Origin of the sequence: Erwinia sp. INIA01 (assembly GCF_025947915.1) — a bacterium.
Classification (GTDB): Bacteria; Pseudomonadota; Gammaproteobacteria; order Enterobacterales; family Enterobacteriaceae; genus Erwinia; species Erwinia coffeiphila.
In genome coordinates, this window is record NZ_JAPDNC010000009.1 from 111,087 (window position 1) to 124,275 (window position 13,189).

Annotated in this window: 11 protein-coding genes; 3 read left to right on the plus strand and 8 right to left on the minus strand. The window is 54.3% G+C overall.

Annotation, left to right across the window (positions count from 1 at the left end; translation table 11 throughout):
* Window positions 1-32 precede the first annotated feature (32 nt).
* Window positions 33-1,733 carry an SgrR family transcriptional regulator gene (locus OMR58_RS16720; RefSeq protein WP_264546456.1) on the plus strand — a complete coding sequence of 567 codons (1,701 nt, stop codon included), beginning with the start codon at window positions 33-35 and terminating at the stop codon, window positions 1,731-1,733.
* A gap of 67 nt (window positions 1,734-1,800) precedes the next feature.
* Window positions 1,801-2,496 (plus strand): 7-cyano-7-deazaguanine synthase QueC, encoded by a 696-nt coding sequence (gene queC, locus OMR58_RS16725; RefSeq protein ID WP_200545370.1) that lies wholly within the window; start codon window positions 1,801-1,803, stop codon window positions 2,494-2,496.
* Window positions 2,497-2,595: 99 nt separating this feature from the next.
* On the opposite strand, the gene OMR58_RS16730 is transcribed toward queC, so the two are convergent.
* The 6 genes from OMR58_RS16730 to clpX (OMR58_RS16755) form a co-directional block, all read right to left on the minus strand.
* Window positions 2,596-3,003 (minus strand): acyl-CoA thioesterase, encoded by a 408-nt coding sequence (locus OMR58_RS16730; protein WP_264546457.1) that lies wholly within the window; start codon window positions 3,001-3,003, stop codon window positions 2,596-2,598.
* 108 nt (window positions 3,004-3,111) lie between these two features.
* A complete protein-coding gene (locus OMR58_RS16735; RefSeq protein ID WP_200560024.1) occupies window positions 3,112-3,477 on the minus strand; it encodes a helix-hairpin-helix domain-containing protein in 366 nt (121 codons plus the stop codon).
* A gap of 139 nt (window positions 3,478-3,616) precedes the next feature.
* Entirely contained in the window at window positions 3,617-5,488 is a 1,872-nt protein-coding gene (gene ppiD, locus OMR58_RS16740; RefSeq protein ID WP_264546458.1) for a peptidylprolyl isomerase, read from the minus strand.
* 259 nt (window positions 5,489-5,747) lie between these two features.
* Window positions 5,748-6,020, minus strand: a complete 273-nt coding sequence (gene hupB / locus OMR58_RS16745) for a nucleoid-associated protein HU-beta (protein ID WP_105590803.1) — start codon at window positions 6,018-6,020, stop codon at window positions 5,748-5,750.
* Window positions 6,021-6,242: 222 nt separating this feature from the next.
* Entirely contained in the window at window positions 6,243-8,597 is a 2,355-nt protein-coding gene (gene lon / locus OMR58_RS16750; RefSeq protein WP_105590802.1) for an endopeptidase La, read from the minus strand.
* A gap of 188 nt (window positions 8,598-8,785) precedes the next feature.
* Window positions 8,786-10,060: an ATP-dependent protease ATP-binding subunit ClpX gene (clpX, locus tag OMR58_RS16755; RefSeq protein ID WP_105590800.1), complete on the minus strand. Its 1,275-nt coding sequence runs from the start codon at window positions 10,058-10,060 to the stop codon at window positions 8,786-8,788.
* A 308-nt stretch (window positions 10,061-10,368) separates the two neighbouring features.
* Between clpX (OMR58_RS16755) and OMR58_RS16760 the strand changes: the two genes are divergently transcribed.
* Entirely contained in the window at window positions 10,369-10,962 is a 594-nt protein-coding gene (locus OMR58_RS16760; protein ID WP_105590801.1) for an ATP-dependent Clp protease proteolytic subunit, read from the plus strand.
* Between the two features lie 84 nt (window positions 10,963-11,046).
* Here the strand turns inward: OMR58_RS16760 and clpX (OMR58_RS16765) are convergent, their stop codons facing one another.
* Both clpX (OMR58_RS16765) and clpP read right to left on the minus strand, forming a co-directional pair.
* The gene (gene clpX / locus OMR58_RS16765; RefSeq protein ID WP_105590800.1) at window positions 11,047-12,321 is read right to left on the minus strand and encodes an ATP-dependent protease ATP-binding subunit ClpX; all 1,275 of its coding nucleotides are present in this window, start codon (window positions 12,319-12,321) and stop codon (window positions 11,047-11,049) included.
* A 100-nt stretch (window positions 12,322-12,421) separates the two neighbouring features.
* Window positions 12,422-13,045, minus strand: a complete 624-nt coding sequence (clpP, locus tag OMR58_RS16770; RefSeq protein ID WP_105590799.1) for an ATP-dependent Clp endopeptidase proteolytic subunit ClpP — start codon at window positions 13,043-13,045, stop codon at window positions 12,422-12,424.
* Window positions 13,046-13,189: the final 144 nt, after the last annotated feature.

A 13,189-nucleotide genomic window follows, 5' to 3' on the forward strand; every position in this document is an offset into this window, starting at 1 on the left:
TACTTTCACAAAACTGTTCCGGGTTTAGGCTGATGCGTGAAATTAACCGGTTAAATCAATATCAGCGGCTTTGGCAGCGCAGCGAAGGCCAGCCGCTATCGTCCAGCGTGAGCGAAATAGCCAATTGCTGTTTTTGTAGCGAACGCCACGTTCGCACTCTACTTAATCAGTGGCAGGAGGCGGGATGGCTGGGCTGGGAGGCGCGCTCGGGGCGCGGCAAGCGTGGAACCGTGACCTTTTTACGCTCGCCTGAAGCGCTGCGTAGCGAAATGATGCTGCAACAACTGGACAGAGGGCAGCCGCAGCATGCCCTGCAGCTGGTGCCGCTCGCCACCGAGCAGCTCAGCCAGCTTCTCCAGCCGTTTCTTGGCGGCCAGTGGCAGAATAACCAGCCTACGCTGCGTATACCCTATTACCGCAAGCTGGACCCTCTGCGGCCCCTGGTACTGGCCGGGCGCGCAGAGCAGCATCTGGCCCAACAGGTGTTCTCGGGGCTGAGCCGACTGGCCGGTGATGACGCTATCCCCGACCTCGCTCACCACTGGCAGATTAGCGACGATGGCCTGAGCTGGTTTTTCTTCCTGCGACCCCAGCTACGCTGGCACCACGGCGAAGCGGTAACCGCACAACAGCTGCAGCAGACGCTGCAAAATATTCTTGCCAGCCCGACCGGGGAGCGGATGCTCGCCAGCGTGAAACGCGTATCTCAAGCCCATGCGCTATGCCTGCGCATCGATTTGCATCAGGCGGACTACTGGCTTGCTCACCGGCTGGCCAGCGTATGCTGCCTGTTACCTCATCCCGACAATCCGGATATCGGTACAGGCCCGTGGCGACTGGTCGCCAACTCGACAATGCTGGTCAGGCTGGAAAGCCACGGCTGGTATCACGGCGTCCATCCTCTTATGCAGGCAGTTGAATACTGGATTGCACCACAGCTTTTTGACCGCGAACTTGGAACCAGCTGCCGCCATCCGGTGCAGATAGCGATAGGTGCGCAGCAGGACCTCGCGCAGTTACAGCCCGTGAGCCAGCGTATCAGCCTGGGGTTCTGTTACCTGGCTATTGGACAACGTGCCGGGCTTAACGCCGCACAGGCACAGCACATTATGGCACTGGTACACCTGTCAGGACTGGTCGAACAGCTACCGCTGGAAGAAGGGTTGATTTCCCCCAGTAATGAGATGCTTCCGGGCTGGCATATTCCGCAGTGGAAACCCGATCGGCAAACGGCACTCCCTGCGACGTTAAGCCTGCATTACCATCTGCCGGTAGAACTGCACGCAATGGCTATCCGGCTTCAGCAACTGCTGGCAGCACAGGGCTGCCGCCTCAGCCTGCACTTTCACCCGGCGAAAAACTGGCAGGATTATCCGTCGCTGGCGGAGGCCGACCTGGTGATGGGCGATCGCCTGATCGGTGAAGCACCAGTATTCACCCTTGAAAGCTGGCTAAGGCTGGACCCGCTGTGGCCGGTGATTATCGGCAAAGCGGAATGGCAGAAGCTGTTGAAATCACTGGACGAACTTCAACAGCACGCTGACGGGGCCGGACGACACGATGCAATGCACGACGTGTTTAAAAAACTGATGCACCAGGCTGCCATTACGCCGCTGTTTAACTATCGCTATCAGGTTAGTGCACCGCCGGACGTCGAGGGGATACGGCTTAATGCGTGGGGCTGGTTTGATTTTTCCCGCGCATGGCTCCCGCCACCGGTAGCCATTGACTGAGTGAAACTACCTTTCTATCGATTCAGGCAGTACCATAGCGGGCAGAACATTATCAGGAAGAGTAAGTATGAAACGTGCAGTCGTAGTATTCAGCGGTGGTCAGGATTCAACAACCTGCCTGATCCAGGCCCTTAAGCAGTACGACGAAGTCCACTGCGTGACCTTTGATTATGGCCAGCGGCATCGGGCTGAAATTGACGTTGCTCAGCGGCTGTCGCTGTCGCTGGGTGCTCGTGCGCACAAGGTTCTGGATGTCACCCTGCTTAACGAACTGGCGGTCAGCAGCCTGACCCGCGATAACATCCCGGTCCCTGACTGGGACCCCGCCAGTAGCGGTCTGCCGAGTACCTTTGTGCCGGGGCGCAATATACTCTTCCTCACGCTGGCGGCTATTTATGCCTATCAGGTGGAAGCCGAAGCGGTGATTACCGGCGTGTGTGAAACCGATTTCTCGGGCTATCCTGACTGCCGCGATGAGTTTGTAAAAGCCCTTAACCATGCCGTATCACTGGGCATGGCGCGCGATATCCGATTTGAAACACCGCTGATGTGGCTGAACAAGGCGGAAACCTGGGCGCTGGCCGACTACTGGCAGCAGCTTAAACTGGTTCGTGAACAGACACTGACGTGCTACAACGGCATCCAGGGTGATGGCTGCGGCGAGTGTGCGGCCTGCCATCTGCGCGCTAACGGTTTGCAGGAATATCAGCACAATGCTGATACTGTGATGCAGGCGATGAAAACGAAAACCGGCCTGGTTTAAGCCACGGGGCGATGATGACCGGGCACCCTCCCGGTCATCCGTGGCTGATGGCATTAAGCCGTTTCCCGTTTGGCTGAATGAGTAAAAAAGCATCGCGCTTTATTCACCCGGCTCCAGCATCGCCTCCAGCCTCTGACGCAGTTCCCCTTCCATCGGCTGCGCTTTCTGAGTGCGCAGGTCAATGCAGACGAAGGTTAACAGTGCATCGGCCACCACCTCGCCGCCGGGCTGTAGCGTTACCGTTTGAGCAATCACGCCGCTTTTGCCGTTCAACTGCTGCACCTTGCTGCTGACCAGCAGGACATCGCCAAGCACCGCGGGCCGACGATAGTTAATATTGATATTCACCACAATAAACGCCAGATGATTGGTCGTCATCCAGTGAAAGGATTCGGTTTCCTCAAGCCAGGCCCAGCGGGCTTCTTCAAGAAACTCCAGATAGCGTGCGTTATTGACGTGTTGATAAACATCAAGATGATAGCCACGAACTTTGATGGTGGTCTGCATTGCTTCCGATCTCCGAGTAAAAAAGGCCACACCAACTGGTATGACCTCTTAGAGATTAGCAGCCGGAGCATCGGCGTTGCAGACAACATGCCCGACTCGCGAAACGGATCACAGTTTAATTCGTGTCAAATTACGTTCGACCAGCGCCTTGCCGATCCCCGGAACCTCGGTCAGCTGATCGACCTGGCTAAAGGGGCCATACTTGTCACGATAGCTGACGATAGATTCCGCTTTTTTAAGACCCACGCCGTTCAGCGTGGCCGCCAGCTCCTGCGCGGTGGCACTGTTAATGCTCACCTGACTACCCGCATCCTCATCGCTCTTGCCAGCCCCCTGCGGCACCGGCGTTTTCACTCCCGTTCTGGTTTCGGCCTTCACGTCTTTTGGTGCCTCCACGCTGCCGGTTGCCAGCGCGGGTGTCATAAGCGCCATGCCGAATGCCAGTGAAAGAGCCTGAAGCGTTGATTTAAACATGCTGTTTTCCTCCATGTGTTTGACAGCATGACTAACCTACGTCAGCGCTTTTCAGGCGGCAAACGGCAGATTTCAGAAATGGAAAAGGCCGCATAAGCGGCCTTTCGAGTTGCAATCAGTTGCAGTGATTTTGCGAGGCTTACTGCGCCTGTGCAGCAGCACCGTACTTGATTTTGGCTTCTTTACGCAGGTTAGTCATCAGCGCTTCAAAGGCAATCTGTGCGTTATTCTGCGTTACGCCCTGAACCAGCGCGGTTTTCTGTGCAGCCGGCATTTCACCCGTCTGTACCTTATCCAGCGACAACAGCACTACGTTGCCCTGCATATCTTCACTCACACCGTAAGATGCTTTACCCGCTGCAGGCAGCGGCAGCGCAAAGGCTGACTGCGTCAGAGGGTCCTGCCCGGTACGCGTCAGCGTCTGGGTTTGACCAAAGCTCAGACCCGCCGCTTTCAGCGCCTCATCACCTTTGCCGGCTTTCAGATCCGCCAACAGTTTATCCGCCTGCGACTTCGCTGCCGCCTGCGCTTTCTGCTGCTTCAGGGTATTGGTGATCTGCGCGGTCACCTCTGGCAACGGCTTAACGGCTTCCGGCTTGTGCTCGCTGATACGCAGGACAAAAGCACGATCGCCATCAACAGTAATGACGTCTGAGTTTCGACCCGGCGCACCATTATCCCCGACAAGGCCGCCGTTGAAGATCGCTTCCTGAACCGGTTTAAAGTTCAGCTCAGCAGGCAGATTATCATGGCTGAACCAGCCCGTTTCCACCGCTTTAACGCCGGCCGCCTCTTCAGCTCCCGCCAGTGACTCAGTCTCGTTGCTTGCCGCATCGCTGACTTTCTGCTGTAGCTTATAGTAAGCATCGACGGCTTTTTCCTGCTTCACTTTTGCCGCAATTTCATCACGAACGTCGGCCAGGGCTTTAATCTGCTGAGGCTGGATATCATCCAGGCGAGCGATAATAAAGCCAACTGATGATTTGATGATCCCTGACAGCTGCCCTTTGTCTTTCAGGCCTGAGTTTTTCAACTCATCAGGGGTCGTATCCGGCTCCAGCCAGCCCATATCGCCGCCCTGGCGTGCTGAAATCGGGTCAGCTGATTTTTCTTTTGCCAACGCGGCAAAATCACCGCCGTTCTTCAGTGCATCCAGAATCGACTGCGCTTCCGCTTCGGTTTTGGTCTGAATGATGCTGTAGCGATTGCGCTGCGGCTGGGTGTAATCCTGCTGATGTTCATCATACCAGCCCTGGATTTCACTCTCGCTGACCGGCTCCTGCATGCTTGCCGCATCCAGCTTGATGTAGCTTACGCGGAACTGCTCAGGAGACATGAAGCTGTTTTTATTCTGCTGGTAGTAGTTATTGATTTCGTCAGGGGTGACGGTCTGTTTTGCCGCCAGTTCACCAACGTTAATCGTCACTTCACGCACCAGGCGCTGCTGGGAAATTAACGCGGCCAGCGCATCACTTTCGCTGCCCAGAACAAAGTCGGTACCGGTCACGGACTTAATCAGCTGCTGAGTGGTCAGCTGCTTACGCAGCGCTTCCGCATACTGATCGGCCGTAAAGCCCATATTGCCAATCAGGCCCAGATACTTGGCGTTATCAAACTTGCCGTCGGTCTGGAACGCGGGCTGGGTGAAGATCGCCTGCTTAATCTGATCGTCGCTAATTGCCAGGCCAATATTTTTTGCATACTGGTCCAGCAGAATTTCATCGGTCAACTGCGAAAGCGCCTGCTGACGCATTTGCTGCATGTAACCTTCGTTACCTGCCAGTGCGGAGAATTGTTCGCCCAGCATCTGCTGCTGACGTGCACGCTCGTTGCTGAAAGCTCGCTCAAGTTGAGCACGGCTGATTTCCTGACCATTTACCTTGGCCGCATAATCACCACTGCCGCCCGTCAGGTATCCGCCCACGCCGGTAAGAACAAAGGACAGGATGATCAAACCCAGTATAATTTTGAGCACGACATGGTTCGAGGCCGCGCGTAAATTGTCCATCATGGTGTGACAACACTCCGCTGTAGTGTGAATGTAAAACCTTGCGCTATCGTCCCGCGTTCCCGAGGACGTGCAACGCCATGCATTGCTGCAACTCCAGTGACTCCAGGGAGTTACATCCTGTAGACAACCGCATTATGCGAATGTCACTGAATCATAAAAAAAAGGCACATCAGTCTGATGATGTGCCTGTATGTTACATGAGAACGCCCTGGCGATCCTCACTCCGCCGAAGAAATCTGTTTCAACGGCAGCATATTGCTTAGTTAACGGCGTCTTTCAGCGCTTTACCGGCACGGAAGCCCGGTACTTTGCCCGCAGGGATAGTAATTTCTTTACCCGTCTGTGGGTTACGACCAGTACGCTCTGAACGCTCACGCACGGAGAAGGTGCCGAATCCTACCAGCGCCACTTCGTCACCAGACTGCAGAGAATCAGTAACAGAGGCAATAAACGCATCCAGTACACGTCCGGCTGCAGCTTTGGAAATATCTGCATTTGCAGCAATTTTGTCGATCAACTGTGACTTGTTCACCTAATCATCCCCTCTTTTATTTTTCACACCGTGACTGGCACCCTGCCAGCAACGTATGTGCAGTCGTTTATTATGACCGCGAACCTAACTTGTTGAGCCATTACCATCGGCAATCGTTGCTATGACTGGCTTAACAGCATCCTAAATTAGCCGGACAAAAAAAGGCTGGCAAGTAACAATTCACCTGCCAGCCCTCGTTTTACGGCGATTTATCTTAAATTACTATTTTTCGGTGACAACCTGCATGCCGGAAGGGGCATTTTGCAGGGCCAGCTCCAGAACTTCTTCGATCCGCTTCACCGGATAGATCTTAAGATCGGCAATCACGTTGTCTGGAATCTCTTCCAGGTCGCGCTTGTTTTCGTCCGGAATAAGTACCGTTTTGATCCCGCCGCGATGCGCTGCCAGCAGTTTCTCTTTCAGACCACCGATCGGCAGCACCTGGCCACGCAGCGTGATCTCACCGGTCATGGCCACATCAGCACGCACCGGATTACCCGTCAGGCAGGAGACCAGCGCAGTGCACATGGCAATACCTGCACTTGGGCCATCTTTCGGCGTTGCCCCTTCAGGAACGTGAACGTGGATGTCACGCTTCTCGTAGAAGTCACCGTTGATGCCCAGTTTGTCCGCACGCGCACGCACCACGGTCAGCGCAGCCTGGATGGACTCCTGCATCACTTCACCGAGAGAACCGGTGTAGGTCAGCTTGCCTTTACCCGGTACGCAGGCGGTTTCAATGGTCAGCAGATCGCCACCCACTTCCGTCCATGCCAGACCAGTCACCTGACCGACGCGGTTTTCACTGTCGGCACGGCCGTAGTCAAAGCGCTGTACGCCGAGGAAGTCTTTCAGGTTGTCGCCATTGATTTCAATACGCTTCAGCGACTTATCCATCAGCAGCGATTTCACCGCTTTCCGGCACAGTTTGGACAGTTCGCGCTCAAGGCTACGCACACCCGCTTCACGCGTGTAGTAGCGGATGATGCCAACAATCGCACTATCATCGACTGAAATTTCATTTTTCTTCAGCGCGTTACGCTCGATCTGCTTCGGCAGCAGGTGCTGTTTGGCGATGTTCAGTTTTTCGTCTTCGGTGTAGCCAGAAAGACGGATCACTTCCATACGGTCCAGCAGCGGAGCCGGAATGTTCATCGAGTTAGACGTTGCCACAAACATCACATCGGAGAGATCGTAGTCGACTTCCAGATAGTGATCGTTAAAGGCAATGTTCTGCTCGGGATCGAGCACTTCCAGCAGCGCAGAGGCCGGATCGCCACGCATGTCCGAGGACATCTTGTCGATCTCATCCAGCAGGAACAGCGGGTTTTTGACCCCCACTTTGGCCATTTTCTGGATCAGTTTACCCGGCATCGAACCGATATAGGTGCGACGGTGACCGCGTATTTCCGCTTCGTCACGCACGCCGCCCAGCGCCATACGTACGTATTTACGCCCGGTAGCTTTGGCGATTGACTGCCCCAGCGAGGTTTTACCCACGCCCGGAGGCCCAACCAGGCACAGAATCGGGCCTTTGATTTTGCTGACGCGGCTCTGTACGGCTAAATACTCAAGGATGCGGTCTTTCACTCGCTCAAGGCCGAAATGATCGGTATCCAGCGTTTCCTGCGCTTTGCGCAGGTCTTTCTTCACTTTGCTGCGCGCATTCCACGGAACCTGAACCATCCAGTCGATGTAGCCACGAACGACGGTGGCTTCAGCCGACATCGGCGACATCATCTTCAGCTTCTGCAATTCAGCTTCGGTTTTGTCTTTTGCCTCTTTCGGCATTTTGGCCGCGTCAATTTTACGCTTCAGCGCTTCATTTTCGTCAGGCGCATCGTCCATCTCGCCCAGCTCTTTCTGAATGGCCTTCATCTGCTCATTCAGATAGTACTCACGCTGGCTTTTTTCCATCTGTTTTTTCACGCGATTACGGATACGTTTCTCAACCTGCAGCAGGTCGATTTCCGACTCCATCATCGCCATCAGATATTCCAGACGCTCGTTCACGTCGGACATTTCCAGCACGGACTGTTTGTCAGCCAGCTTCAGCGGCATGTGCGCCGCGACGGTATCGGCCAGGCGCGCAGCATCATCAATACTGTTCAGCGAGGTCAGTACTTCCGGCGGGATCTTTTTATTCAGCTTGATGTAACCTTCAAACTGATTGATCGCCGTGCGTACCAGCACTTCCTGTTCGCGCTCTTCAATCTCCGGAGACTCAAGGTATTCTGCCTGCGCGGCAAAATGGTCGCCGTTGTCGGATAAAGTCGTGATATGAGCACGCTGTAAACCCTCTACCAGCACTTTCACCGTGCCGTCCGGGAGTTTCAGCATCTGTAAAATGGAGGCGACGGTCCCGACAGAGAAGAGATCGTTAATGCCTGGTTCATCCGTTGAAGCTTCTTTCTGAGCGACCAGCATGATCTTTTTGTCATGATCCATGGCGGCTTCAAGGCAGCGAATCGATTTTTCACGACCAACAAACAACGGAATGACCATGTGCGGATAAACCACTACGTCACGCAACGGCAACACAGGGATTTCAATGCGTTCAGAACGCTCAGGATTCATAGAGCTCTCTCTTAGTTTAATTTCCGCCAGGTAAGGGGAACCGCATCATCCTTAACAGAAGCGGTTTACCCACAGGTATTTGAGTATATGGGGATGAATGGAATAGATTCAACGTTGGGGTTACCAGAAATGTTAAAGGGGGAAGATTTTCCCCCTTTTCGGTTAACTGACTGGAAAGATTTGGTTATTTATTCGCCAGACGCCTGCTGTGCTTCCGGTTTACCGTAAATCAGTTTAGGTTCGCCGTTGTTTTCGATCACCGAAGCGTCAACCACCACCTTCTCCACATCTTCCATTGAAGGCAGATCGTACATGGTATCCAGCAGCACACCTTCAACGATAGAGCGCAGCCCGCGCGCGCCGGTTTTACGCGACAGGGCTTTTTTGGCAATCGCCGTCAGCGCCTCATCACGGAACTCCAGATCCACACCTTCGAGGTTAAACAGCGCCTGATACTGCTTGGTCAGCGCATTTTTCGGCTCGCACAGGATCTGGATCAGCGCATCTTCGCTCAGCTCGGTCAGCGTTGCCACCACCGGCAGACGACCGATGAATTCCGGGATCAGACCGAACTTAATCAGATCTTCCGGCTCCACCTGCGCCAGCAGCTGTCCTTCGGTCGCTTTTTCCGCTTTACCTTTTACCGTGGCACCAAAACCAATCCCCGAGCCGGTATCCACGCGCTGGGAAATCACCTTATCCAGGCCGGCAAACGCGCCGCCGCAGATAAACAGGATCTTCGAAGTATCAACCTGCAGGAATTCCTGCTGCGGATGCTTACGGCCACCCTGCGGCGGTACGGCGGCAACCGTGCCTTCAATCAGCTTCAGCAGTGCCTGCTGCACGCCTTCACCGGACACGTCACGGGTAATCGACGGGTTGTCCGATTTGCGGGAAATCTTGTCGATTTCATCGATGTAGACGATCCCGCGCTGCGCTTTCTGCACGTCGTAATCACATTTCTGCAGCAGCTTCTGGATGATGTTTTCCACATCCTCACCTACGTAACCGGCTTCGGTCAGCGTGGTGGCATCCGCCATGGTGAACGGCACATCCAGCAGGCGCGCCAGCGTTTCAGCCAGCAGGGTTTTACCGCTGCCGGTCGGGCCGATCAGCAGAATGTTACTTTTGCCCAGCTCAATGCCGTTGCTGGTATCGCCGTTGCGCAGGCGCTTGTAGTGGTTATAAACCGCCACCGACAGCACCTTCTTCGCCCGCTCCTGACCGATAACGTAGTCGTCCAGGTGATGGCGGATCTCGTGCGGCGTGGGCAGCGAGTTACGCTCGCGGTGCGGCGCAACCTCTTTAATCTCTTCGCGAATGATGTCGTTGCACAGATCAACGCACTCATCGCAGATATACACTGACGGGCCGGCAATCAGCTTGCGTACTTCATGCTGGCTTTTGCCGCAAAAAGAGCAGTACAGCAGTTTTCCTGAACCGTCTTTGCGTTTGTCTGTCATCAGTAACCTCATGTCTTGCTAAACAGACCTGAAGTGGGCTGTCTAAATTTACGCGTACCAGCAATTAATATAGCCCATTTCCCCTTTAAAATGGGAGTAAAACTCCGCAACGGCGCAAGCCCCACAGTGGAATTGTGAATTGGTCCAGGATTGTTCATAAAAACATCCGGCATGCTATTTTTGGTTATTGATATTCACTATCCCTCTGTTTTGAAATCTGAATATTCATCCCAATGACTGTTGATTTAGCTACCTGTTTGATTATGCTAAACTCTCGTGACTTATCAGATCCCGATGGAGTGTAAAGCATGCCTCAAGAGCCAAAGAAAGAAGAAAAAGGCCAGGAAGAGAAGAATTCAGCGCTGGCAGTGAACAAGCTGCTGCAGTCACGCTCTATTATCATTTCCGGCGAGATTAATCAGGAACTGGCCGAGAAAGTGACGGCTCAGTTGCTGATCCTGCAGGAGATGGGCGACGAGCCAATCAAGCTGTTTATCAACAGCCAGGGTGGCCACGTGGAAGCAGGCGACACCATCCATGACATGATTAAATTCGTGAAGCCTAAAGTTGTGGTGATCGGTACCGGCTGGGTAGCCAGCGCCGGGATCACCATCTTCCTGGCAGCCGACAAAGATAACCGCTACTCGCTGCCAAATACCCGCTTTATGATCCATCAGCCGCTAGGCGGCGTGCGCGGTAAAGTTTCAGATATTGAAATTGAAGCGAAAGAACTGCTGCGTGCGCGTGAGCGCATTAACAAGCTGATCAGCAAAGCGACCGGGCAGCCGCTGGAGAAAGTTGAAAAAGACACCGACAGCAACTACTGGATGAGCCCGGAACAGGCTATCGACTACGGTATTGCCACGCACGTAATCAGCCAGTGGGATGAGCTAAAGGTCTGATTTCGCGGTTGAAGAGTTGAATTGAAAATGGCCCACAGTTTTCTCTGCGGGCCATTTTTTTATGCCATCGGGCGAGCGTTAATACTACTCGCCAGACGCCTGCTGTGCTTCAGGTTTACCGTAAATCAGTTTAGGTTCGCCGTTGTTTTCGATCACCGAAGCGTCAACCACCACCTTCTCCACGTCTTCCATTGAAGGCAGATCGTACATGGTATCCAGCAGCACGCCTTCAACGATAGAGCGCAGGCCGCGCGCGCCGGTTTTACGCGACAGGGCCTTTTTGGCAATCGCCGTCAGCGCCTCATCACGGAACTCCAGATCCACACCTTCGAGGTTAAACAGCGCCTGATACTGCTTGGTCAGCGCATTTTTCGGCTCGCACAGGATCTGGATCAGCGCATCTTCGCTCAGCTCGGTCAGCGTTGCCACCACCGGCAGACGACCGATGAATTCCGGGATCAGACCGAACTTAATCAGATCTTCCGGCTCCACCTGCGCCAGCAGCTGTCCTTCGGTCGCTTTTTCCGCTTTACCTTTTACCGTGGCACCAAAACCAATCCCCGAGCCGGTATCCACGCGCTGGGAAATCACCTTATCCAGGCCGGCAAACGCGCCGCCGCAGATAAACAGGATCTTCGAAGTATCAACCTGCAGGAATTCCTGCTGCGGATGCTTACGGCCACCCTGCGGCGGTACGGCGGCAACCGTGCCTTCAATCAGCTTCAGCAGTGCCTGCTGCACGCCTTCACCGGACACGTCACGGGTAATCGACGGGTTGTCCGATTTGCGGGAAATCTTGTCGATTTCATCGATGTAGACGATCCCGCGCTGCGCTTTCTGCACGTCGTAATCACATTTCTGCAGCAGCTTCTGGATGATGTTTTCCACATCCTCACCTACGTAACCGGCTTCGGTCAGCGTGGTGGCATCCGCCATGGTGAACGGCACATCCAGCAGGCGCGCCAGCGTTTCAGCCAGCAGGGTTTTACCGCTGCCGGTCGGGCCGATCAGCAGAATGTTACTTTTGCCCAGCTCAATGCCGTTGCTGGTATCGCCGTTGCGCAGGCGCTTGTAGTGGTTATAAACCGCCACCGACAGCACCTTCTTCGCCCGCTCCTGACCGATAACGTAGTCGTCCAGGTGATGGCGGATCTCGTGCGGCGTGGGCAGCGAGTTACGCTCGCGGTGCGGCGCAACCTCTTTAATCTCTTCGCGAATGATGTCGTTGCACAGATCAACGCACTCATCGCAGATATACACTGACGGGCCGGCAATCAGCTTGCGTACTTCATGCTGGCTTTTGCCGCAAAAAGAGCAGTACAGCAGTTTTCCCGAACCGTCTTTGCGTTTATCGGTCATTCACTCCCCCTCATTGTCGCACTCACTGCCCCACCGGGTCAGCGACCGCAGGCCAGCACGAAGTCTGGCCTGCGAGGCGACGGATACATGGCAAAACAGATCAGTTGCGCTGAGCCAGTACGGAATCAACTAATCCATACTCTACGGCTTCAGCCGCCGACAGGAAACGATCGCGGTTAGTGTCACGTTCAATCGTTTCCACGCTCTGGCCGGTGTGCTTCGCCATCAGTTCATTCATCATCTGTTTCGTTTTGATAATTTCACGCGCATGAATATCGATGTCAGAAGCCTGCCCCTGGAAACCGCCCAGCGGCTGGTGAATCATCACGCGTGAGTTTGGCAGGCAGTAACGTTTGCCTTTTGCGCCAGCGGTCAGCAAGAATGCGCCCATTGAGCAGGCCTGTCCCATACAGATTGTGCTGACGTCAGGTTTGATAAACTGCATGGTGTCATAAATCGACATCCCGGCAGTGATAACGCCACCAGGAGAGTTAATGTACAGGTGAATGTCTTTTTCCGGATTCTCTGCTTCCAGGAACAGCATCTGGGCCACGATCAGATTAGCCATATGGTCTTCAACCTGACCGGTCAGGAAAATGATGCGTTCTTTGAGCAGGCGCGAGTAGATGTCGTAAGAGCGCTCTCCACGAGAGGTCTGTTCAACAACCATTGGCACTAAAGCCATCTGAGGTGCAGTTAATTCACGTTCGCCACTGTATGACATTATCGTCTCCTGATACATTTCATTTGGCCACACTCCGCAGCGATTCTACTTGAGAGCGATCGGGAACACTATGATTCCGGTCCTTTCCGCCGAAGCTACCCGGGCGCTCAACAGGCCTGATAGCATCGTTGCATACTCTGATGA

Excerpts from the sequence above, each read along its gene's own strand:
- OMR58_RS16720 (WP_264546456.1), top strand. The coding sequence starts at position 33 with ATGCGTGAAATTAACCGGTTAAATCAATATCAGCGGCTTTGGCAGCGC.
- queC (WP_200545370.1), top strand. The coding sequence starts at position 1,801 with ATGAAACGTGCAGTCGTAGTATTCAGCGGTGGTCAGGATTCAACAACC.
- OMR58_RS16730 (WP_264546457.1), bottom strand. The coding sequence starts at position 3,003 with ATGCAGACCACCATCAAAGTTCGTGGCTATCATCTTGATGTTTATCAA.
- OMR58_RS16735 (WP_200560024.1), bottom strand. The coding sequence starts at position 3,477 with ATGTTTAAATCAACGCTTCAGGCTCTTTCACTGGCATTCGGCATGGCG.
- ppiD (WP_264546458.1), bottom strand. The coding sequence starts at position 5,488 with ATGATGGACAATTTACGCGCGGCCTCGAACCATGTCGTGCTCAAAATT.
- lon (WP_105590802.1), bottom strand. The coding sequence starts at position 8,597 with ATGAATCCTGAGCGTTCTGAACGCATTGAAATCCCTGTGTTGCCGTTG.
- clpX (WP_105590800.1), bottom strand. The coding sequence starts at position 10,060 with ATGACAGACAAACGCAAAGACGGTTCAGGAAAACTGCTGTACTGCTCT.
- OMR58_RS16760 (WP_105590801.1), top strand. The coding sequence starts at position 10,369 with ATGCCTCAAGAGCCAAAGAAAGAAGAAAAAGGCCAGGAAGAGAAGAAT.
- clpX (WP_105590800.1), bottom strand. The coding sequence starts at position 12,321 with ATGACCGATAAACGCAAAGACGGTTCGGGAAAACTGCTGTACTGCTCT.
- clpP (WP_105590799.1), bottom strand. The coding sequence starts at position 13,045 with ATGTCATACAGTGGCGAACGTGAATTAACTGCACCTCAGATGGCTTTA.